Origin of the sequence: Luteimonas sp. S4-F44 (assembly GCF_022637415.1) — a bacterium.
GTDB lineage: Bacteria > Pseudomonadota > Gammaproteobacteria > Xanthomonadales > Xanthomonadaceae > Luteimonas.
Window position 1 is genome coordinate 110,026 of sequence record NZ_CP093340.1, and the last position, 20,278, is coordinate 130,303.

Here is a 20,278-nt window from a genome sequence, read left to right on the forward strand (position 1 = left end):
GTGGCTGGACACGGATCCGTGTCATGGCGGCGCCGGGCGTCCCCTTCCCGGCGCGGTTGCGACGCGTTTCGAGTATTGGAAGACGCGCGCGACCGCGTCCAGCAGATTCCACGGCGGGCGGATATCACGTAAGCAATTGAATCTAAAATAGAAGAGATAGAAATGCCCGCATATGCGGCGGAATCGGCCGCACAATTTCGCAGGATCTGCGTTCCATGCCCCGAAATTCGGTACGTTGTACCGTCCCTGCCACCGCCAGGCTTGCCCGCCGACCGCCATGACGATCCGCTCGCCCGACCGCACCGATCTGAGAATCCTCGACGTGCTGCAGCAGGACGCGCGTATCACCAACCAAGCGCTGGCCGAGCGCGTCGCGTTGTCGCCCAGCGCGTGTCTGGCGCGCGTGCGAGCGCTGGAGCAGCGCGGCCTGATCCACAGCTACCGCGCGCAGGTCGCGGTCGATCGCATCCGCTCGGCGACGATCGTCATGGCGCAGGTCAGCTTCCGCCAACACGCGCTCGAGGGCTTCACCGAGTTCGACCGGCGGATCCTGGCGATGCCCGAGATCGTCGAGGCCAGCCGCGTGTCCGGCCCTTACGACTACATGCTGCGGGTCATCGTCCGCGACGTGCACCACTGGAAGGACGTCGCCCGCGCGCTGCTCAGCGGCGACGACGGCGTGGAGAAGATCGTCTCGCACTTCCTGATGGACGAGGTCAAGGCCTTCGCCGGCTATCCCTTGACCGACGACGCGCCCGCGTTGCGCTGATCCGGTGCGCGCCGCGCGCGCTAGTGCAGCCGCAGCGGCAGCTCGCGCGTCGCGGTGTTGCCGCTGGCGTCGCGCACCACCGCGCGCAGCACGTAGTCGCCGCCCGTCAATGTTGCCGGGTCCCACAGCGCCGGTTCGAGGCGACCGTCGCGCACGACGTTGTTGACCGCATAGCGGAAGCGCGTGCGCGAGGCGCCGTGCACGGTGATGCCGCTATCGGCCGCGTAGGCCACGCGCACCGCCTCGCGGTGCGGCGGCATGCGATCGAAGTCGATCGTCATCATCGGGGTCTCGAAGCCGGGCAGCGGCGTGCCGTCGGCCGTCAGCAATTGCCAGCCCAGCGCGTGCAGGCCCAGGCGCCGGCGCGGCAGGTTGCCGTCGACCTGGTCCCAGGCCTCGACGACGATCTGTACGCCGCCGCCTTCGCGCGGCACGCGCAGCCGGCCGTCTTCGCGCTCGACGATCGGCCGGTCGCTCGCGTCGAGCAAGGCGAGGTCGTCGATGCGCGGCGCGACGGTGTCGACGAAGTGGCGGAAGCCAAGCCCGATCGCGTTGCGCTGATAGCCGGGTGGACCGACCATGAGATGCACGTGCGCCTGCGCGTTGATGGTGCCGATCGCATCGCCTGCGCGCAGCCGCGTGCCGCGCGCGATGCGCACGCGCGCGGTGCGCCCGTCGTCTCCGGCGATCAGCTGGAAGCGCGGGTCGAGCGCCTCGCCACGCGGCGTGCGGCCCACGCGCATGTGCATGTAGGTCAGGTCGTCGAGGACCAGGTGCTCGGCCTGGTCGCCGAACCCGGCGGCGGCGAACGGGCTGGCGATCTTGGCGTCGGCGATCACCAGCACCGGGCTGCCGACATCGCCGCGCACGTCGAACCCCGCATGCAGGTGGTGGCGCGACTCGCCGCGGAAGTTGCCGCGCACCTCGCCGAGCGTGCCGACGACTTCGTGCCAGCCGTCCTGCGGCGCCAGCGGCCAACGGCCGCGGGTGTCGGGCAGCGCGCTGTCCGGCGCCGGGCCGACGGCGGCATTGGTGAGATTCTGCTTGGTGCGTTGCGGGCGGACCTGCACGACGCGGTGGACGCGATACGCGGCGGCGTCGGCGACCCACAGCCGGTTCCAGGCATCGAATGCGAGCCCGGTCGGCCGCGCCAGCCGCTGGGCCATGTCGCGGCCGGTCAGCACGTGCGTGCGGCCGTCGGGCGCGATCTGCAGCACGCGTCCGCGCGCGAGTTCGCCGAGGTACAGGCGGCCTTGCGCGTCGATCGCGATCGAGACCGGCGCCGACGGGGCCGCATCGGGGTCGTTGCCGTACAGGCCCTGCGTCGTGGTGGTGCCATCGGTCGCGATGCGGCGCAGCGCATGGTTGCCGGTATCGGCGACCCACACGATCCCCTCGGCATCGACCGCGACGCCGCTCGGCGTGTCGAAGCGCGCCTGCCTCCCACTGCCATCGGCGAAACCCGGCTGGCCGTCGCCGGCCAGCGTGCGCACCTGGCCGTGCTCGATCACGCGGATGCGGTCGTTGAAGCCGTCGGCCACGAGCACCCGTCCCGCCGCGTCGACTGCGACCCCGGTCGGCGCATGGAAGCGGGCCTGCGCGGCTGGGCCGTCGGCGAAGCCGGCCTCGCCGGTGCCGGCGAGCGTCGTCACCGTGCCGTCGGGCGCGATCGCGCGGATCGCGTGGTTGCCGGTATCGGCGACCAGCAGCGTGCCGGCAGCGTCGATCGCCAGGCCCGAGGGCGTGTGCAAGCGCGCCTGCGCGCCGCGGCCGTCGGCGAAGCCCTCGGCCCCGCCGGCGAACGTGTCGACGCGACCGTCGGCCGCGATGCGCCGGATGCGGTTGGACGCGCCGCCCTCGGCGACGAAGACCGTGCCATCGGCGGCGACCGCGATGCCGTAGGGATCGTCAAAGCGCGCCTGTGCCCAATCGCCGTCGACCGTGCCGCGATGCCCGTCGCCGGCCACCAGTTCGAGACGCGCCGGCAGGCCCGCCGACGGTGGACCGAGCGGTGGCGGTTCGCTGTGTCGACGCTCCCACCAGACGCTGACCGCGAGTGCGATGAGCGTCAGCGCCGCCACGCCCCACAGCGCCCGGCGTGCGCCGGGCCGCAGCCGCGCCGTCACGCTAGTCGAGCACGCGGCAGAACACCGCCTTCAGATATCGCGATTCCTGCACGTGCGCCAGGAACGGGTGGTCGGGGCCGGCGCCGGCGACCTTGAGCACCTGGATCGTGCGGCCAGCGTAGAACGCCGCGCGCCGCAGCATGTCCAGAAACTGCTCCTCGCTGACCAGGCCGGTGCACGAGAACGTCGCCAGCAGGCCGCCCGGCTTCACCACGCCGAGCGCCAGCTTGTTCATGTCCAGGTATTTCTTCAGCGCCGGGATCACCTGATCGCGATCGCGGGTCATCTTGGCCGGGTCGAGCACGACGACGTCGTAGGCGTCGCCCGCGTTCGCCGCGTCGCGCAGCCACGGGAAGATGTCGGCCTGCACGAAGCGGATGCGCACGTCATTGAGGCGGGCGTTGCCCTTGGCGATCTCGATCACGTCCTCATCGATGTCGACGCCGACCACTTCGCTGGCGCCGCGCACGGCCGCGTACACGCCGAAGCCGCCGGTGTTGCAGCACAGGTCGAGCATGCGCTTGCCCGCGACTTGGCGGCTGAGCCATTCGCGGTTCTCGCGCTGGTCGGCGAAGAAGCCGGTCTTGTGTGCACCGGCCGGATCGGCGCGGAAGCGCACGCCGTGCTCGGTGATGATCGCAGGCTCGGCCGGCGTGCTGCCGCGGAAGTCGAAGCTCTCCTGCTTCTGCACGTGTTCGTCGGCGAAGCTGTGGAACCGGCAGCCGGGGAACTGCTCGCGCAGTGCTTCGAAGATCCAGTCGCGGTGGCGGAATGCGCCGGCGCTGAAGAACTCGACCACCAGCAGATCGCCGTAGCGGTCGACGACCAGGCCGCTGATGCCGTCGCCTTCGCTGTGCACCACGCGCCAGGCGTCGGAGACGGCGTCGAGCCCGAGCACCTCGCGGCGCAGCGCGACCGCGTCGGCGATCTTGCGCGAGAACCAGCCCGCGTCGACCGGGACATCGGGATGGGTTTCGAGAATGCGCACGGCGATGCGCGAATGGCCGTTGTAGAAGCCGCGGCCGATCCATTCGCCGTCGACGCCGACGACTTCGACGATGCTGCCGGGCTTGGGCCGCTGTGCGGGCTTGTCGACCAGGCGCTGGAAGATCCAGGGATGACTCGAACGCCAGGCATTCTTGAGGCGGACAACGGGATTGGGGGTGTTGGTCATCGCGGCATTCTACGCGCTCGCCGCGCAGCGGCCCGCCCGCAGGCGGGCGTGCGCGACTCAGCGGCGCAGCGCGTTGGCCGGTACCACGAGCTCGGTCGACAGGGCCAGATGGTCGGAGAATGCCGCCGGCAGTGCCTGCATGTTCGTGCACTGCAGCGTGCGGGTGGCGAGGATGTGGTCGATCGCGCGCTGCGGTCGCCAACTGGGGAAGGTGTGCACCTCGCAGGCCGGCGGCTGCAGGCCGGTGCCGCGGTAGAGCACGTCCATCTCCGGGCGGTCCCAGGTGCAGTTGAAGTCGCCCATCAGCACCGCGTTGGGATAGTCCTGCAGCACTTCGGAGATGAAGGCCAGCTGCGAGCGTCGCGACTGCGCGCCCAGCGACAGGTGCGCGATGGCGACCACCAGGCCTTCGGTGCCTTCGCCGAACCGGCTCAGCAGCACGCCGCGTCCGCCGATCCGGCCGGGCAGGGCGTGGTTGATAACCTCGACCGGTTCTAGCCGGCTCAGCAAGCCGTTGGCGCTGGAGGCAACCGTGCCAACGCGGCGGTTGGGCTGGTGGCTCCAGAACGCGAAGCCGCCGCGCTCGGCGAGGTAGTGGGTCTGGTTGGTGAAACCCGAGCGCCAACTGCCGGGGTCGGCCTCCTGCAGGCCGACGATGTCGTGGCGGCCGGCCAGCGCCGCGATCGCATCGAGCGCGGTGCGCTTGCCGGCCGGCAGCACGTGCGACCAGCTGCGGGTCGCATAGTCGGTGTAGCGGCGGGTACTCGAACCGGCCTGGATGTTGGCGCTGAGCAGCCGCAGGCGCTGCGGTGCGGGTTCGGACACTGGGGCGGGCGTCGGGTCGGGCTGCGGCATCGGCCCTAGCGTGCGGCACGCTCCGTTGCGATCAGGTGATCGGCGATACGCAGCATGTCCTCGAGCGACTTGCGGCCAATGATGCGGTACTTGCCGGCCACGACCAGCGTCGGCGTGGAGTCGACACCGCTGCGGGTCGCGAACTGGCGCGCGCGGCCGAGGTTCGCATTGACCGCGAAGCTCTGCATCGTGCTGCGGAAGCGCTGCGGGTCCACGCCCAGGCTGCCGTAGAACGCCACGATGCTGTCGGCATCGGCGTTCTGGCGCAGCTTGCGCTCGATGTGGATAGCGTTGAACGTCGCGTCGTGCGTGCGCGCCAGCGTGCCCATCGCCTCGGAGGCGTAGAACGCGCGCGGGAACTGGTCGTTCTGGTCGAACACCACCGGCACGGCGACGAAGTTGACGTCGTCGGGCAGCTTGGCCTTCCAGGCGTTGACCAGCGGTTCGAACGCGGCGCAATGGCCGCACCAGTAGGCGAACACCTCGGCGACCTCGATCTTGCCGGCGGTCTGGGCGAACGGCTGGCCGTTGTCGATGACGACGTAGTCGGTGCCGGCGACCGGGGCCGGGCCTTCGGGCGCGACGACCGGATTGTGGGCGGCCGGTGCGGCGGCCTCGGCCTCGTTGCCCGCTTCGGCGGCCGGGGCCTGAGCTGCGTCGGGCGTGGGGGCCTGCTCGCTTGCGGGCGCGCTAGCCGGCGCAGTCGGCGCGGCGTCGGGCGCGGCGGCCGGGTCGGGCTGCTGCCCGCAGGCGGCGATCAGGACGGGGGCGAGCAGCACCAGCAGGGAATGGCGGATCTTCATGGATGGTCTCTCGATGTGAGCGTTCGGTACGGGGCTCGGTCGCCGGCTCAGGGCCGGACGCGTTCCCGGGCGATGAGCTGGTCGGCGATCGTCAGCGCGCCCTCGAGGGTACGCGCCTGGACCCGGTAGCGGCCATTGATGATGAGCGTCGGGGTGCCCTGCAGGCCACTCCGCAGCGCGAAGGCCTGCGCTGCGTTCAGCCGCTCGTCGGTCTGCGCGCTGGTCATCGCGGCCTTGAACGCCGCCTGCGATGGCGCGCCGTGCGCGGCGTAGAACGTCGCCAGCGCATCGAGACTCGCGCCGCTGCGCGGCAACTCGCCGGTCTTGTGGACCGCGTCGAACACCGCGGCATGCGTGCGCTTGTCGATGCCCAGCGATTGCGCGGCGAAGAACGCCCGCGCGAACGGGTCGCCCGCGGTGAACACTGCCGGCAGGTACGTGAAGCGCACATCGCGCGGCTGCCGGGCCAGCCACGCGTCGATCATCGGCTGGAAATGGAAGCAGTGGATGCAGCCGTAGGAGAACACCTCAACCACCTCGACATGGCCGTCGAGCGGCTGCCACGGCGTGCCGCCTTCGATCACGGCGTAGTCGACGTTCTCCACCGGCGCAGGCGACTGCGCGGCGGCGGGCAGGGCGGCCGCCAGCGCGAACAGCGCGCAGGCCAGCCAGCGACACCAGGCGGGAACGAAACGGGAGACGGACATGGCGGCGTGGACTCCTGGAGCGGCGCGGCGCAGGCCGGCCGGGAACACGGGGATGGACACAGCACGGTGGGACGGACACACGAACGCCGGCGCGGGAAGCCCGGCCGGCGTTGCGGACGATACGGGATCGGGCAGGACCGTGCATGGCCCACGCCCGGCGGCGACGCTCACTCGGTCGCGGCGGGCGCCGGCTCGGCGGGTGCGTCGGCAGCCGGGGCCGCCTCGGCGGTGCCGTCGTTCTGCTGGGCCTGCTCGGCGGTCTCGTCGGTCGGCGGGACCGGCTGTTCGGCCGGCGGCGTGGCCGGTGCCGGCATCGCCGCGGCCTGGGCCTCGATCGCGGCCAGCATCTTCGGGTCGGGACGCGTGTGCAGGCCCTGCATGTAGCTGGCCAGCGCCTCGATCTCCTGATCGGTCAGCGGCTTGGCGACCGTGGCCATGATGTCGAACAGGTGGCGGTCGGCCTCCTGCGTCTCGCCGGCACGGTAGGCCTGCAGGCGCGCGGCGCTGTACCAGGCCTGCTGGCCACCGACATGCGGGTACGCCGGGCCGGGGTTGCCGGCGCCTGCCGGGCCATGGCAGGCCATGCACGCCGGGATGCCGCGCTTGGCGTCGCCGCTGCGGAACAGCGTCTGGCCGATCTCGTAGAACTTCATGCCGTCGTAGGGGCCGCCTTCGACGACCGCATCGTCGGCGATGCCCGCGCCGCTCTTCTGCAGCGCGTAATGCGCACCCAGGTCGCGCATGTCCTGCGCGCTGAGCATCGCGGCGAACGGCTGCATGATCGGGTTCATGCGCTCGCCGCTCTTGAACAGCGCGAGCTGCCGGGCGACGTAGCGCTCGCTCTGGCCGGCGATGCGTGGATAGACCGTCGGCGCGGCGTCGGCGTTGCCGTCCACGCCGTGGCAGGCGGCGCAGGTGCCGGCCAGCTGGCCACCCTTCTGCGCATCGCCCGGACGTGCCTTGGCCAGCGCGGCGACCGCATTGACGTCGGGATGGCTATCCAGGTCGACCGCCTCCACTTCGGGGGCGTCGGGCAACGGCGCCACGGTGGACTGGGCGAACGCGACCGCGCCGACCACGAGGGCGGCAAAGCCGGCGATAGCAAAGACGCGAGCGTGGCGCATGGCTGGGCTCCGAGAATTCTCGACGCTGCGGCCGGCGGAATGCGGCTCGCGAGGGTTGAAATTATGTGTGGCGGACCCGAAGCGGTCAAACCGCGACCGGACGCCGCAGGGGCGGTGTGCCAAGCTATGCCGATGTCCAATCCTTTCAACCGCGCCGCGTACTTGCTCGCCGCGCACGTTCCGCGCCAGCTTCCGCCCGACGACGGCTTCGAAGTCGCGTTCGCCGGCCGCTCCAATGCCGGCAAGTCCAGTGCGCTCAATGCGCTGTGCCGACAGAACGCGCTGGCGCGTGTGTCCAAGACCCCCGGCCGCACGCAGCAGCTGGTGTACTTCGAGCTGCCGCCGCACGAGCGCCGGTTCCTGGTCGACCTGCCGGGCTATGGCTACGCCAAGGTGCCGCGCGAGCTGCAGGCGCACTGGCAGGCGTTCATTGCCGACTACTTCGCCCATCGCCAGGCGCTGCGCGGTCTGGTGGTGGTCATGGACATCCGCCACCCGCTCAAGGACTACGACCGGCAGATGATCCAGTTCGCGGTCCGCAACGGCACACCGGCGCATGCGCTGCTGACCAAGGCCGACAAGCTCGGCCGCGGCGCGGCGGGTAACACCTTGCAGGCGGTGCGCCGTGAACTGCAGGCCCAGCACGGGGAGCAGGTCAGCGTGCAGACGTTCTCGTCGGAATCCAAGGCGGGCGTCGACGAACTGCGCGCGGTGGTCGCGCGCTGGATGGAGATCGGCGCACCCGCCCCCGGCGCTGACTGACCTGGCGTCTTGCCCGATGCGCTACTGCGGCGCGGTCGGGCGCGGTGCACCGACCCGCGGCATCGCCTGGAGTTCGTCGATCACCTCGCGCGGCGCGCGCAGGCGGATCTGCACCGGGAACGATTCCTGCACGACGACGTTCTCGACGACGCCTTGCCGTTCCAGCGCCTGGACCCGCTCGAGCACCGGGTCGGGGGATTCGGCGCTGCCGACGATGGTCGCCGCCTCGAGCGGCGCGCGTGGCGTGGATGTCTGCGAGGGCGTCGCGCCGCAGGCGGTCAACAGCAGTGGCAGGGCGAGCGTGGCGAGCAACGGTCTCATGGAGCCTCCTGTGGTCTGCGGGTGGAGGTCATGGCGCCCATGCTGCGGGCGCCATGAGGGTCGGCAACGCGCCGGTCAGGGGTTGCTGGAGATCCAGTTCTGCACCGTGTTCTGCACCGTGGCAGTGATCCGCGTGCCGCAGTTCTGGCTCGACGAGCCGGTCGTGTGCACACCGCGCACGACATAGCCGCTGTCGTAGATGCCACTGCCGCTGTTGCCGCCGGCGGTGTCGATCGTATAGCACAGCCGGAACGAACCGCTGGTGTTGACCGTGCCCGAGTGCCGCCACATCGTGCCGAACGGCTTGTCACCCGGATAGCCGGTGATGGTGTGGGTGCCGCCGCCGTAAGTGCCCCAGGCCGCGTAGCCGCCGTGCGGCGGCGCGCTGAGCACGATCAACGCATAGTCGTAGTTGGTGTTGCCGCCGTTGTGGTATTCGCCCGTGGTCATGACCCGGCTCCAGGACGTCGTGCCCCAGGGCTGGTAGCTGCCGTTCTGCGCCACGGTGAAGTTGAGGCTGGAATAGAAACTGCCCGCGCCGTTGGACACGCAATGGCCGGCGGTGAGCACATGTTTGGGGCCGATCAGCGTGCCGGTGCAGCCGATGCCGATGCGGCCGATGTTGTAGAACGGCGCGACGGTGGTGTTGGTCACCTGCACGCGGTCGTCGGCGCCGATGACCACTTTGGGCGAGACCGTCGGCAGGCCGTCGGTCCGGGGCAGCGAGGGCGGCATCCCGGGCGTCGCGGCGGGCGTACGGCCCAGCACCTCGAGGGCCTCGATCGCCTGCTCGAACAGCGCGACATCGCGCGGGTCCATCGTCGCGATGTACTGGTCGCCTTCGCGCGTGGCCATGACCGTGCTCAGGCCCCCGGCCTTCTGCAGCAGGGTCGGCGGGCGGTTGGCGGTGGCGGTCTCGGGCTGGACGCCGGTCACCAGGTCGTCGCCGTGGATGAATCGGGCCTTCTGGCCCAGCTTTTCGAACTTCAAGGGTTCAGCGCTCGCCACGCCGACGCTCAGTGCGCCCAGCGCGAGGGTCAATCCCAATGCGGTGACATGCTTCATCGCAATTACTCCTTGTGTCGATGGATGGTCCTGGTGAAATACGCCGGAAAGAGCGTGTCGCGAACACCCGGGCCGCCCGGCGATGCGGTCCGGCGTGCGTTCGATGGCGATGCGGCGTTGAGGCCGTTCGACGCGCGGCTGCGCGGCGAAGGCGATGCATCGATACGGCAATGACCTTGCGGGCACCTCCTGTCCTGCGCCGCGCCATGCGACGACGGGCATCGAGCCGATACGGCGGCGATGGCGCGGTGCGACAGAATGTCGCAGCAATCGCGAGCGGCCACTATGGCCATAAACCCGCGGGCGTGGTTGTGATTGGAGTCACGGATGATCGGGCGCAGCGCGCGCTGCCGCATATTCATGTGTGGGTGAATACGGTCGGGGCCATTCAGATGGCGGCCAGTCCGCCGACTCGACACAGCGTGGGGCATGGCCGATGCCGCCCGCTGCGTCGTCGTGCGACCGCGGCACGGGCGCGAACTCCACCGGCACCCAGGCGTGGCCGTCGCCGTCGCGGCGCACGTGGCCCAGACCCGGAAAGGGCAGGTGTGCGCCTGCGACCCACCAGCCGCGCGTCGCCGCTTCGGCCAGCAGCCGGCGCCGGCTTGTGATTGCCGCCGCGGGGTCGCTATCGGCTTCGTAGCTGGCCTCGGGCCGTGCGAACTGCACTGCGTGGTAGTGGACGATGTCGCCCCAGACCAGCAGTTGCGCGCCGGCGCCGCCGTCGATCAGCCACGACACGTGGCCGGGGGTGTGCCCGCGCGAATCGAGCGCACGCACGCCGGCAGGCAACGCATCGCCGGGCGAGAACCGCCGCAGTCGCCCGCGCGCGGCGTACGGCGCGGCCGCGCGTTGTGCCATCGCGAACGCCGGCCGCATCCTGTCCGGCGCATCGGCCGCGTTCGCCGGGTCCAGCCACCAGGCCGCGTCGGCAGCCGACAGCCATAGTGTCGCGTTGGCGAACGCCGGCCTCCCGTCGGCCGCGAGTACGCCGCACATGTGATCGGGGTGTGCGTGGGTCAGCAGGACGTCGTCGATCGACGACGGGTCGATGCCGGCGGCGGCGAGATTGCGCGGCACCTGGCCGAGTGCGTCGCCGAAGCACTGCGCGGTGCCGGCATCGACCAGCAGCCGGCGACCGTCGCGCTCGACGAGATAGGCATTGACCGCGGTCTGGATGCCGTCGGCGCGTTCGGGCACGTAATGCCCGTCGAGCAGTCGGGCGACCTGGCCGGGGTCGAGACCGTGCAGTTGCTGGCGCGGCAACGCGACCACACCGTCGAACAGCGCGGTGACCCGCAGCGTGCCGATGTCATGGTGCTGGAAGCCGGGCACCTGGGCATCGGCGGCACCGGCGGCGGACACGGACGACAGCGGGGCGATCGCCAGCAGGGCGGGTAAGAGCAGCGCGCGCAGCGCGGACGCGGGGAGGGGCATGCGGCGGGTCCGGAAGAAAGGAATCCGCATCGTGTGCCCGGGCCGCCGCGCGGTGCGCGCAGAAACGTGCGCGAATCGCTCAATCGCGTGCTGCGTGCGGTGCGTGCGACGTCGGCCGGCTGCCAGCCACGAGTATCGACCCGACTCGACGCGCGCCCGACATACGCGACCGGCTATCGCGCATCGTTCCCGGGCGCGGTCCCGGCGTTGCCGATGTCGCCCGGGTCGAAGCCGTAGCGGGCGCGGAAGCGCGCCGCCAGGCTGCGGACAGAGCGGTAGCCCACGCGCGCGGCCACCGTCTTGAGCGGCAGCGTCGTGGTGTAGAGCAGCGTCATCGCGTGCGCCAGTCGCGCCTCGGCGACCAGCGTGCGCAGCGACGTGCGCTCGGCCGCCAGCCTTCGTCGCAGCGTCGCGCCGCTCAGGCCGAGCTGGTCCTCCAGGTCGCGCGAGCGCCAGTCGCGCGCCGGGTCGGTCGTCACCCGCTCGCGCACCTTCTCGGCCAGGCTGGGCACCGGCGGCAGCAGCAGGCTGCCGTGGCCGTGGCGGCACAGCGTCACGATGAGCGCGGCCAGCGCGAGCCGCGCCTCGGTGTAGCGGCCGTCGGCCAGCGCGCGGCGCCAGTCGAGCAGCGTCCGCGCGTGGTCGATCGCCGGCATCCGCGCCAGTGCCTGTCCCGCGGCCGGCAGCGGTTCATTCCACAGCTCCCGTGCGGCGGCCAGTGCTTCCTCACACAGCGGGATCACCACCGACAGGTAGCGGCCGGTCCGCGCGTCGGGCACGTTGACCACGTCGATCCGGCAGGCGCGCGTGACCAGGAAGGCGTCGCCGGGCGTGAACGCCAGCACCTGCGTCGCGGTGCGCACGACCTTGCGTCCCTGCAGCACGATCGCCAGTTGCGGCCGATCGATCGCGACCGAGCGGGCGCCGTGCTCGCGCCGCGCCGCGATGCAGGTGTAGCCCTCTGCGTGCGCGCAGTCGGCAAGCGAGGCCAGCGCGGGCAGCAGGCCGTCGGGGTCGGGCGGGGCGGCGTCCATCGCCGCCGATGCTACCGCCGAGCATGCGCCACCGGCGGAATTCTGCGACCCGATCCGCTCAACGATGGCCGCCGATGCAACCGGTATAGTGCGCGCATTCCCGCGGCTGGCCTGCGGTCGTCCCTGCCTCAACGCCTGCGAGCGCCTTCTCTTGTCCAGCCCTAGCCACGTCGCCGATACGCCGATCACCGACCGCGACACCCTGGTGGAGGTCTTGGCTTCGGGCGAAAAGCCGCCCGCCGACTGGCGCATCGGCACCGAACACGAGAAGTTCGGCTTCCGCCTGTCCGATCTGCGCCCGCCGACGTTCGACGGCCCGCAGGGCATCGAGGCGTTGCTGACCGGGCTTACCCGGTTCGGCTGGGCGCCGGTCGACGAAAATGGCCGCACCGTCGCTCTGCTCAAGGACGGCGCCTCGGTGACCCTCGAGCCGGCCGGGCAGCTGGAACTGTCGGGCGCGCCGCTGATCGACATCCACGCTACTTGCAGCGAGGTGCACACGCACCTGCGCGAAGTGCGCGCGGTCGCCGAAGAGCTGGGCCTGGGCTTTCTGGGCATGGGCTTCCAACCCAAGTGGCGGCGCGACGAGATGCCGTGGATGCCCAAGGGCCGCTACCGGATCATGCGCGACTACATGCCCAAGGTCGGCACGCTCGGCCTGGACATGATGACCCGCACCTGCACGGTGCAGGTCAACCTGGACTACGCGTCCGAAGCGGACATGGTCAAGAAGTTCCGCGTGTCACTGGCGCTGCAGCCGGTGGCCACCGCACTGTTCGCCGATTCGCCGTTCACCGAAGGCAAGCCCAACGGGTTTCTGAGCTACCGCTCGCATATCTGGACCGACACCGATGCCGACCGCACCGGCATGCTCGACTTCGTGTTCGAGGAAGGCTTCGGCTACGAGCGCTACGTCGACTATCTGCTCGACGTGCCGATGTACTTCTCCTATCGCGACGGGGTCTACCATGACGCCAGCGGCCAGAGCTTCCGCGACTTCCTGCACGGCCGGCTGCCGGCGCTGCCCGGCCAGCTGCCGACGCTGCGCGACTGGTCCGATCACATGACCACCGCGTTCCCCGAGGTGCGGCTCAAGAAGTACCTGGAGATGCGCGGCGCCGATGGCGGCCCCTGGGGCCGGCTGTGCGCGCTGCCTGCGTTCTGGGTCGGCCTGCTCTACGACGACACTGCGCTCGACGCGGCCTGGGACCTGGTGCGCGACCTCACGCTCACCGAGCGCAACGCATTGCGCGACGCGGTGCCCCGGCAGGCGCTCGCCACGCCGTGGCGGCATGGCACGCTGCGCGACCTGGCGATCGAGGCGTTGAAGATCTCCGCCGCCGGTCTGCAGCGCCGCGCCCGCGTCAATGGCGACGGCCAGGACGAGCGCGTGTTCCTGGAGACCCTCATCGAGATCGCCGAGTCGGGCCAGACCCCGGCCGAGCAGAAGCTCGCGCTGTACCACGGCCCCTGGCAGGGCGACATCGACCACGTGTTCCGCGAGTTCGCCTACTGACCGCCGGGGCGCAGGCCCGTCACCCATCGCGGCCTCGGCTTGTGTAAGTTGTCGGGATGACGCCAGACGCCTCCCAAGACCCCGCCTTACCGCTGCGCGACGTCGAGTTCGCGCGCACCGATACCCTGCTGCGCGACGATGTCCGCCGACTCGGCGCGATGGTCGGCGACATGCTCGCCGAGCAGGCCTCGCCGGCGCTGCTCGAGCGCGTCGAGGCGCTGCGGCGCGCGGCGATCGCGCGGCGCGAATCCGGCACCCCGGTCGATGCGCTAGCCGAAGCTCTGTCGCAGGTTGCCACCGACGATGCCGAGGTGCTGGTGCGCGCCTTCGCCGCCTACTTCGGCGCGGTCAATCTGGCCGAGCGCGTGCACCGCATCCGCCGTCGCCGCGACTACCAGCGCGCCAGCGACGCGCCGCAGCCCGGTGGACTGGAAGCCGCGGTGCGCGCGCTGCACGAGGACGGCGTGACCCTCGAGGACTTGCAGGGGTGTCTTTCGCGGCTGCATGTCGAGCCGGTGTTCACCGCGCATCCGACCGAGGCGGTGCGCCGGGTGCTGCTGGAAAAGGAGCGCACGATCGTTGAACGGCTGATCGCCGACATCGACCGCGAACGCACACCGACCGAGCGCCGGGCCGACGACGCCCGGATCGGGCAGGCACTCGCCTCGGCCTGGCAGACCTCCGAATCGCCGGCGCGCAAACCCACCGTCGCCGACGAAGTCGACCATGTCGGCTTCTATCTGTCGAACGTGCTCTACCGCGTGCTGCCGGTGTTCTACGAAGCGCTCGGCGACGCGATCGAACGCGTCTACGGCACGCGGCCCACCTTGCCGCAGGTACTGCGCTTCGGAACCTGGGTCGGCGGCGACATGGACGGCAATCCCAACGTCAACGCCGCCACCATGCGCGCCGCACTTGGCGCCCAACGCAGCCTGGCGCTGGCGCAGTACCGCCGCGACCTGCGCGGGCTGGGCCATGTGCTGACCCAAACCCTGGGCCGGGCGACGATCGACGACGCGGTGCTGGTGCGGGTCGACGACTATCGGCGGCGGCTGCCCGACGCCGAGGCGGTGCTCAATCCACGGCACGCTGATATGCCCTACCGGCGGCTGCTCGACCTGATCGACGCGCGCCTGGCGGCGACCGCGGCCGAGCATCGCGCCGGCTACCCCGACGCCGGCGCGTTCATCGACGACCTAGTGTTGATCGACGCCAGCCTGCGCGCGCACCGCGGCGAGCACGCCGGGCGCTTCGCGCTCGAACGGTTGCTGTGGCGTGCGCGCACCTTCGGCTTCCATCTCGCCGCCCTCGACCTGCGTCAGGATTCGGCGGTCCACGACGAGGTCCTCGGCCGCATCGACGGCGGCGACTGGGCGGCGCGCGATGTCGCCGCGCGCGTCGAACGCCTGCACGCGATGCTCGACGCGCCGCCGCGGGCACCGGCCGGCGACGACGGTGATGTCGTCGCCTCGACACTCGGCGTGTTCCGCGCCGTGGTCGATCTGCGTCGCAGCCACGGCGAGGCTGCGACCGGCCTGTACATCATCTCGATGGCGCGCAGCGCCGCCGATGCACTGGCGGTGCTGGCGCTGGCGCGCATCGCCGGCTGCGTCGAGGACGGCGACGTACCGCTCGATGTCGCCCCGCTGTTCGAGACCGTCGATGACCTGGAGGCGGCACCGGCGGTCATGCGCGCGCTGTTCGACGATCCCCGCTACCGGGCGCATCTGGCCACGCGCGGCGACCGCCAGACCGTGATGCTCGGCTACTCGGACAGCGCCAAGGACGGTGGCTTGCTGGCCTCGCGTTGGGCGTTGCAGCGCACCCAGGTTGAACTGACCGCGCTGGCCCAGGCCGCCGGGGTGCGCATCGCCTTCTTCCACGGCCGCGGCGGTTCGGTCAGTCGCGGCGGCGGCAAGACCGGCCGCGCGATCCATGCCGCGCCGCGCGGCTCGGTCGACGGCGTGCTGCGCGTGACCGAGCAGGGCGAGGTGATCCACCGCAAGTACGGCATCCGCGCGCTGGCGCTGCGCAACCTCGAACAGACCGCCGCCGCGGTGCTGCAGGCCACGCTGCGTCCGCGCCCGGCCGACCCGCGCGAGGACGCCTGGCGGGCCCTGGCCAGCGAACTTGCCGGCGTCTCGCGCGCGCACTACCGCGCACTGGTGCACGAGCGCGAGGACTTCCCCGATTACTTCCGCGCCGCCACGCCGATCGATGTCATCGAGCGGCTGCAGATCGGTTCGCGGCCTTCGCGTCGGCGCGAGGGCGGCATCGCCAACCTGCGCGCGATTCCCTGGGTGTTCGCCTGGGCGCAGAACCGCTCCGGCCTGACCGGCTGGTACGGCCTGGGCACCGCGCTCGCGCACGGCATCGCGCGCCACGGCCGCGAAGCGATGACCGAGATGGCCCGCGACTGGCCGTTCTTCCGCGCCGCGCTCGACGATGTCGAGATGCTGCTGGCCAAGAGCGACATCGACATCTTCGAGCGCTATTCGCAGCTGGCCGGCGACGCTCATGCCGCGTTCTTCCCCGAGATCGCGGCGGAGTTCCGCCGCACCCGCGACGCGATCCTGCTGCTCAAGGACCAGGACGTGCTGCTGGCCGACGACTACCGCCTGCAGTTGTCGATCCGCCTGCGCAACCCCTACGTCGATCCGATCAGCCTGCTGCAGGTCGAACTGCTGCGCCGCTGGCGCGCCGCCGACCGCGAGGACGACAACCTGCTGCGCGCGCTGATCTCGACCGTCAACGGCATTGCCGCGGGCATCCAGAACACCGGCTGAGTCGGACCGCCGCGCACGTTCGACACGGCCTTCCGTCCCGTCCCGCCGACGCGCGCCGGCGGTACACGCTGCGCGCGCATCGAGTCACCGTTGTCCGGCCAGGCGCAGCGTCGATCAAGGCGCGCGGCACGTCGTTGTGGCCGTTTGCGCGCACGCATCCCCGTCGCGATATACTCCACCCCAGTACCAGCCCGCAGGCCGGCCATGCCGCATTCGCCCGAGGAAAAAAAGCGCGTGCTTGCCCGTGTGCGCCGCATGCGCGGCCAGCTCGACGCGCTCGAGCGCGCGCTCGAGGCCGGGGCCGAGTGCGCGCCGGTGCTCCAGCAGCTCGCGGCGATCCGTGGCGCGGTCAACGGTCTGATGGCCGGCGTGCTGGAAAGTCACCTGCGCGAAGAACTCGCCGGCGCCAGCAGTGCTGACCGGCGGCAGGCCTCGATCGACGACGCCATCGCGCTGGTCCGGTCCTACCTGCGCTGAGCGGCCCACCGCCCGCGCGTTCCTTATCCTCAAGTTCCTTGGAGTCATCGCCATGAAATCCCGTGCTGCCGTCGCCTTCGCCCCTGGGCAACCGCTGAAGATCGTCGAGATCGACGTCGCGCCGCCAAAGGCCGGCGAGGTGCTGGTGAAGATCACCCACACCGGTGTCTGCCATACCGACGCGTTCACGCTGTCGGGCGACGATCCGGAAGGGCTGTTCCCCGCGGTGCTCGGCCACGAGGGCGCGGGCATCGTCGTCGAGGTGGGCGAGGGCGTGACCTCGGTCAAGCCGGGCGATCACGTGATCCCGCTTTACACCGCCGAATGCGGCGAGTGTCTGTTCTGCAAGTCAGGCAAGACCAACCTGTGCGTCGCCGTGCGCGCCACCCAGGGCAAGGGCGTGATGCCCGACAGCACCACGCGCTTCTCGTACAACGGTGAGCCGATCTATCACTATATGGGCTGCTCGACGTTCAGCGAGTACACCGTTGTCGCCGAGGTTTCGCTGGCGAAGATCAATCCCGACGCCAACCCCGAGCACGTCTGCCTGCTCGGCTGCGGCGTGACCACCGGCATCGGCGCGGTGCACAACACCGCCAAGGTGCAGGCAGGCGACAGCGTGGCGGTGTTCGGTCTGGGCGGCATCGGCCTGGCGGTGATCCAGGGTGCGCGCCAGGCGAAGGCCGGTCGCATCATCGCCGTCGACACCAACCCGTCGAAGTTCGAACTGGCGCGCGAATTCGGCGCCACCGACTGCGTGAACCCGAAGGACTTCGACCAGCCGATCCAGCAGGTCATCGTCGAGATGACCGGCTGGGGCGTGGACCACTCATTCGAGTGCATCGGCAACGTCAACGTGATGCGCGCCGCGCTCGAATGCGCCCACCGCGGTTGGGGCCAGAGCGTGATCATCGGTGTCGCCGGCGCCGGTCAGGAGATCAGCACGCGGCCGTTTCAGCTGGTCACCGGGCGCAAGTGGCTCGGCACCGCGTTCGGTGGCGTCAAGGGCCGCTCGCAGCTGCCGGGCATGGTCGAGGATGCGATGAAGGGCGAGATCGAACTGGCGCCGTTCGTCACCCACACGATGGGCCTGGACGCGATCAACGACGCCTTCGACCTGATGCACGAGGGCAAGTCGATCCGCTCGGTCGTCCATTACTGACCTGCTTCTGCGAGCCCCCCATTCCTGAGTCCGGATTGCCATGAAACGCATCGAACACCGCGCCAGCTTCGGCGGCTGGCAGGACGTCTACGAACACACCTCCGACACGCTCGGCTGCACGATGCGGTTCGCGGTCTATCTGCCGCCGCAGGCCGAACAGGGCCCGCTGCCGGTGCTGTACTGGCTGAGCGGCCTGACCTGCAACGAGCAGAACTTCATCACCAAGGCCGGTGCGCAGCGCTACGCCGCCGAGCACGGCGTGATGCTCGTTGCGCCCGACACCAGCCCGCGCGGCGAGGCCGTGGCCGATGCCGAGGGCTACGACCTCGGCCAGGGGGCCGGCTTCTATGTCGACGCCACGCAGGCGCCGTGGGCGGCGCACTACCGCATGCACGATTACATCGCGCGCGAACTGCCCGCGTTGATCGAAGCGCAGTTCCCGGCCACCGGTGCGCGCGCGATCAGCGGGCATTCGATGGGCGGCCACGGCGCGCTGGTGATTGCGCTCAAGCACCCGGGGCGCTACCGCAGCGTGTCGGCGTTCTCGCCGATCGTCGCGCCCAGCCAGGTGCCGTGGGGTGAGAAGGCGTTCTCGGCGTATCTCGGCGACGACCGCGCCGCCTGGCAGGCCTGGGATGCAACCGCGTTGGTGGCCACGGCGCGCGAGCGGCTGCCGCTGCTGATCGACCAGGGCGAGGCCGACGAGTTCCTCGACGGCCAGCTGCGCCCGCAGCTGCTGCAGGCCGCCTGCGCCGCCGCCAGCCATCCGCTCGAACTGCGCATGCAGCCCGGCTACGACCACAGCTACTACTTCATCGCCAGCTTCATCGGCGACCATATCGCCCACCACGCCCGCGCGCTGCGCGGCTGACAGGCCGGGCGGTTACGGGGCGTCGCTGACCACCAGCGAGCGGCGCAGGCGGTCGGCGTCCTCGAGCGTGTCGGTCGTCACCTGGAAGCCATCGGAAAAGGGACCGGCGATGGTCGCGGCGAGCAGCAGCTGGTCGTTCGCGACCAGGCCCAGCATCCGGCCGACGTGGTCGGCGGTCAGCGCTTTGAGCTGGGCGGCGCCGGGTGCCGTGAACTCGAACACGACCGCGGGGTGGTCACCGACGACCTCGGCGCGGATCGAGCGGATCTCGGCGCCGGGGATCGTGTCGACGTGACGCAACTGGAGTGTGCGGCCGTCGTCGGTGGTCCAGGCGCGCGCATCACTGCTCGGCGCCGCGCCCGCAGGCGGTGCCAGGTGCAGTTCGAGATCGACGTAGCGCTCGGAGACGGCGGGCTCGGCGGGCGCCTGGCTGCAAGCGGGCAGCGCGACGAGTGCGGACAAGGCAAGCAGGACAGAAAGCAGCGGCGTTCGCGACATGGGCAGGACCGTGTGGGGGACGTCGCATCATCCTACCCGCCGCGCTCATGGCACCCGCGCGCAGACCCAGGCATCGACGCGCGCGATGCCCAGGCGACGCAGCGCCAGCGCGGCCGCGTGCAGGGTCGCGCCGGTGGTCATGACGTCGTCGACCAGCGCAACGTGCGCGGGCAGGACGCCGCGGGCCGTCGCGGCGAAGGCGCCGCGGACATTGCGACGCCGCGCCGGCGCATCGAGCCGGGACTGCGGTGCGGTGGCACGCTGCCGACGCAGCAGGTCGGCGCGCAGCGGCAACGCGAGCGCACGGGACAGCGGGCGGGCCAGTTCGAGCGCCTGGTCGTAGCCGCGGGCGCGCAACCGCGCCGGGTGCAGCGGCACCGGCACCAGCGCATCGGGCCGAGGCCGCGTGGCCAGCGCCCGCGCCATCGACGCCGACAGCAGCGCACCGGCGGCGAGGTCGCGGTGGAACTTCAGCCGCGGCAGCAGGCGATCGACCGGAAAGCCGTAGACGAACGCCGCGTAGGTCGCATCGAGCGGCGGCGGGCGGCGCAGGCATCCCCCGCACAGCGTGTCGCCGGCCGCCAGCGGGACCGCGCAGCGCGCGCAGGCCGGACCGGTCCACGGCAGTGCCGCGGCGCAGGCCGCGCACAGTGCCCGGCCGTCGTCGCCGCGTTCTTCACACACCAGGCAGCGCGCCGCGAACAGGCGCCGCAGCCAGCGATGGCCACGGCGCTCGTCAACCGGCGGGCCGGGCGTCTGGTTGACAGCCTGCGTCATGCTTTCCAGACTGC

General features: G+C 71.0%; 19 protein-coding genes and 1 pseudogene. 8 read left to right on the forward strand and 12 right to left on the reverse strand.

The features are described 5' to 3' along the window. Positions 1–277 precede the first annotated feature (277 nt). On the forward strand, positions 278–769 hold the full coding sequence (locus MNO14_RS00520; RefSeq protein WP_241944873.1) for an Lrp/AsnC family transcriptional regulator: 492 nt from the start codon (positions 278–280) through the stop codon (positions 767–769). Between the two features lie 20 nt (positions 770–789). Here the strand turns inward: MNO14_RS00520 and MNO14_RS00525 are convergent, their stop codons facing one another. The 6 genes and pseudogenes from MNO14_RS00525 to MNO14_RS00550 form a co-directional block, all read right to left on the reverse strand. Beyond that, the gene (locus MNO14_RS00525; RefSeq protein ID WP_241944874.1) at positions 790–2,895 is read right to left on the reverse strand and encodes an NHL repeat-containing protein; all 2,106 of its coding nucleotides are present in this window, start codon (positions 2,893–2,895) and stop codon (positions 790–792) included. Position 2,896: 1 nt separating this feature from the next. Continuing rightward, positions 2,897–4,069: a class I SAM-dependent rRNA methyltransferase gene (locus tag MNO14_RS00530; protein WP_183424986.1), complete on the reverse strand. Its 1,173-nt coding sequence runs from the start codon at positions 4,067–4,069 to the stop codon at positions 2,897–2,899. 57 nt (positions 4,070–4,126) lie between these two features. Continuing rightward, positions 4,127–4,894: an endonuclease/exonuclease/phosphatase family protein gene (locus MNO14_RS00535; RefSeq protein WP_241944875.1), complete on the reverse strand. Its 768-nt coding sequence runs from the start codon at positions 4,892–4,894 to the stop codon at positions 4,127–4,129. A 35-nt stretch (positions 4,895–4,929) separates the two neighbouring features. Beyond that, a complete protein-coding gene (locus tag MNO14_RS00540; RefSeq protein WP_241944876.1) occupies positions 4,930–5,727 on the reverse strand; it encodes a thiol:disulfide interchange protein DsbA/DsbL in 798 nt (265 codons plus the stop codon). A gap of 47 nt (positions 5,728–5,774) precedes the next feature. Next, a complete protein-coding gene (locus MNO14_RS00545) occupies positions 5,775–6,434 on the reverse strand; it encodes a thiol:disulfide interchange protein DsbA/DsbL (protein WP_241944877.1) in 660 nt (219 codons plus the stop codon). Between the two features lie 353 nt (positions 6,435–6,787). After that, positions 6,788–7,558 (reverse strand): annotated as a pseudogene (locus MNO14_RS00550) (cytochrome c4); the annotation flags it as partial. A 132-nt stretch (positions 7,559–7,690) separates the two neighbouring features. On the opposite strand from MNO14_RS00550, the gene yihA reads away from it, so the two are divergent. Further along, on the forward strand, positions 7,691–8,320 hold the full coding sequence (yihA, locus tag MNO14_RS00555) for a ribosome biogenesis GTP-binding protein YihA/YsxC (RefSeq protein ID WP_241944878.1): 630 nt from the start codon (positions 7,691–7,693) through the stop codon (positions 8,318–8,320). A 21-nt stretch (positions 8,321–8,341) separates the two neighbouring features. On the opposite strand, the gene MNO14_RS00560 is transcribed toward yihA, so the two are convergent. Both MNO14_RS00560 and MNO14_RS00565 read right to left on the reverse strand, forming a co-directional pair. Further along, a complete protein-coding gene (locus MNO14_RS00560) occupies positions 8,342–8,641 on the reverse strand; it encodes a hypothetical protein (RefSeq protein WP_241944879.1) in 300 nt (99 codons plus the stop codon). Between the two features lie 75 nt (positions 8,642–8,716). Continuing rightward, on the reverse strand, positions 8,717–9,706 hold the full coding sequence (locus MNO14_RS00565) for a trypsin-like serine protease (RefSeq protein WP_241944880.1): 990 nt from the start codon (positions 9,704–9,706) through the stop codon (positions 8,717–8,719). Positions 9,707–9,739: 33 nt separating this feature from the next. Between MNO14_RS00565 and MNO14_RS00570 the strand changes: the two genes are divergently transcribed. Next, a complete protein-coding gene (locus tag MNO14_RS00570; RefSeq protein ID WP_241944881.1) occupies positions 9,740–9,880 on the forward strand; it encodes a hypothetical protein in 141 nt (46 codons plus the stop codon). Between the two features lie 147 nt (positions 9,881–10,027). On the opposite strand, the gene MNO14_RS00575 is transcribed toward MNO14_RS00570, so the two are convergent. After that, a complete protein-coding gene (locus tag MNO14_RS00575; protein ID WP_241944882.1) occupies positions 10,028–11,143 on the reverse strand; it encodes an MBL fold metallo-hydrolase in 1,116 nt (371 codons plus the stop codon). A gap of 173 nt (positions 11,144–11,316) precedes the next feature. Next, positions 11,317–12,177 (reverse strand): helix-turn-helix domain-containing protein, encoded by an 861-nt coding sequence (locus MNO14_RS00580; protein ID WP_241944883.1) that lies wholly within the window; start codon positions 12,175–12,177, stop codon positions 11,317–11,319. A 151-nt stretch (positions 12,178–12,328) separates the two neighbouring features. Between MNO14_RS00580 and MNO14_RS00585 the strand changes: the two genes are divergently transcribed. The 5 genes from MNO14_RS00585 to fghA all read left to right on the forward strand — a co-directional run bounded on the left by MNO14_RS00585 (position 12,329) and on the right by fghA (position 18,989). Next, on the forward strand, positions 12,329–13,693 hold the full coding sequence (locus MNO14_RS00585) for a glutamate--cysteine ligase (RefSeq protein ID WP_241944884.1): 1,365 nt from the start codon (positions 12,329–12,331) through the stop codon (positions 13,691–13,693). 56 nt (positions 13,694–13,749) lie between these two features. Then, the gene (gene ppc / locus MNO14_RS00590; protein WP_241944885.1) at positions 13,750–16,479 is read left to right on the forward strand and encodes a phosphoenolpyruvate carboxylase; all 2,730 of its coding nucleotides are present in this window, start codon (positions 13,750–13,752) and stop codon (positions 16,477–16,479) included. A gap of 204 nt (positions 16,480–16,683) precedes the next feature. After that, positions 16,684–16,956 carry a formaldehyde-responsive transcriptional repressor FrmR gene (gene frmR, locus MNO14_RS00595; RefSeq protein WP_241944886.1) on the forward strand — a complete coding sequence of 91 codons (273 nt, stop codon included), beginning with the start codon at positions 16,684–16,686 and terminating at the stop codon, positions 16,954–16,956. A gap of 52 nt (positions 16,957–17,008) precedes the next feature. Then, on the forward strand, positions 17,009–18,118 hold the full coding sequence (locus tag MNO14_RS00600) for an S-(hydroxymethyl)glutathione dehydrogenase/class III alcohol dehydrogenase (RefSeq protein WP_241944887.1): 1,110 nt from the start codon (positions 17,009–17,011) through the stop codon (positions 18,116–18,118). Positions 18,119–18,158: 40 nt separating this feature from the next. Further along, a complete protein-coding gene (gene fghA, locus MNO14_RS00605) occupies positions 18,159–18,989 on the forward strand; it encodes an S-formylglutathione hydrolase (protein ID WP_241944888.1) in 831 nt (276 codons plus the stop codon). Between the two features lie 12 nt (positions 18,990–19,001). Here fghA and MNO14_RS00610 read toward each other — a convergent pair whose 3' ends face one another. Together MNO14_RS00610 and MNO14_RS00615 are read right to left on the reverse strand one after the other, a co-directional pair. Further along, on the reverse strand, positions 19,002–19,451 hold the full coding sequence (locus tag MNO14_RS00610) for a hypothetical protein (protein WP_241944889.1): 450 nt from the start codon (positions 19,449–19,451) through the stop codon (positions 19,002–19,004). Positions 19,452–19,532: 81 nt separating this feature from the next. Beyond that, on the reverse strand, positions 19,533–20,264 hold the full coding sequence (locus tag MNO14_RS00615; RefSeq protein WP_241944890.1) for a ComF family protein: 732 nt from the start codon (positions 20,262–20,264) through the stop codon (positions 19,533–19,535). Positions 20,265–20,278 lie beyond the last annotated feature (14 nt).

Excerpts from the sequence above, each read along its gene's own strand:
- MNO14_RS00520 (WP_241944873.1), top strand. The coding sequence starts at position 278 with ATGACGATCCGCTCGCCCGACCGCACCGATCTGAGAATCCTCGACGTG.
- MNO14_RS00530 (WP_183424986.1), bottom strand. The coding sequence starts at position 4,069 with ATGACCAACACCCCCAATCCCGTTGTCCGCCTCAAGAATGCCTGGCGT.
- MNO14_RS00540 (WP_241944876.1), bottom strand. The coding sequence starts at position 5,727 with ATGAAGATCCGCCATTCCCTGCTGGTGCTGCTCGCCCCCGTCCTGATC.
- MNO14_RS00545 (WP_241944877.1), bottom strand. The coding sequence starts at position 6,434 with ATGTCCGTCTCCCGTTTCGTTCCCGCCTGGTGTCGCTGGCTGGCCTGC.
- yihA (WP_241944878.1), top strand. The coding sequence starts at position 7,691 with ATGTCCAATCCTTTCAACCGCGCCGCGTACTTGCTCGCCGCGCACGTT.
- MNO14_RS00560 (WP_241944879.1), bottom strand. The coding sequence starts at position 8,641 with ATGAGACCGTTGCTCGCCACGCTCGCCCTGCCACTGCTGTTGACCGCC.
- MNO14_RS00565 (WP_241944880.1), bottom strand. The coding sequence starts at position 9,706 with ATGAAGCATGTCACCGCATTGGGATTGACCCTCGCGCTGGGCGCACTG.
- MNO14_RS00575 (WP_241944882.1), bottom strand. The coding sequence starts at position 11,143 with ATGCCCCTCCCCGCGTCCGCGCTGCGCGCGCTGCTCTTACCCGCCCTG.
- MNO14_RS00580 (WP_241944883.1), bottom strand. The coding sequence starts at position 12,177 with ATGGACGCCGCCCCGCCCGACCCCGACGGCCTGCTGCCCGCGCTGGCC.
- ppc (WP_241944885.1), top strand. The coding sequence starts at position 13,750 with ATGACGCCAGACGCCTCCCAAGACCCCGCCTTACCGCTGCGCGACGTC.
- frmR (WP_241944886.1), top strand. The coding sequence starts at position 16,684 with ATGCCGCATTCGCCCGAGGAAAAAAAGCGCGTGCTTGCCCGTGTGCGC.
- MNO14_RS00600 (WP_241944887.1), top strand. The coding sequence starts at position 17,009 with ATGAAATCCCGTGCTGCCGTCGCCTTCGCCCCTGGGCAACCGCTGAAG.
- fghA (WP_241944888.1), top strand. The coding sequence starts at position 18,159 with ATGAAACGCATCGAACACCGCGCCAGCTTCGGCGGCTGGCAGGACGTC.
- MNO14_RS00615 (WP_241944890.1), bottom strand. The coding sequence starts at position 20,264 with ATGACGCAGGCTGTCAACCAGACGCCCGGCCCGCCGGTTGACGAGCGC.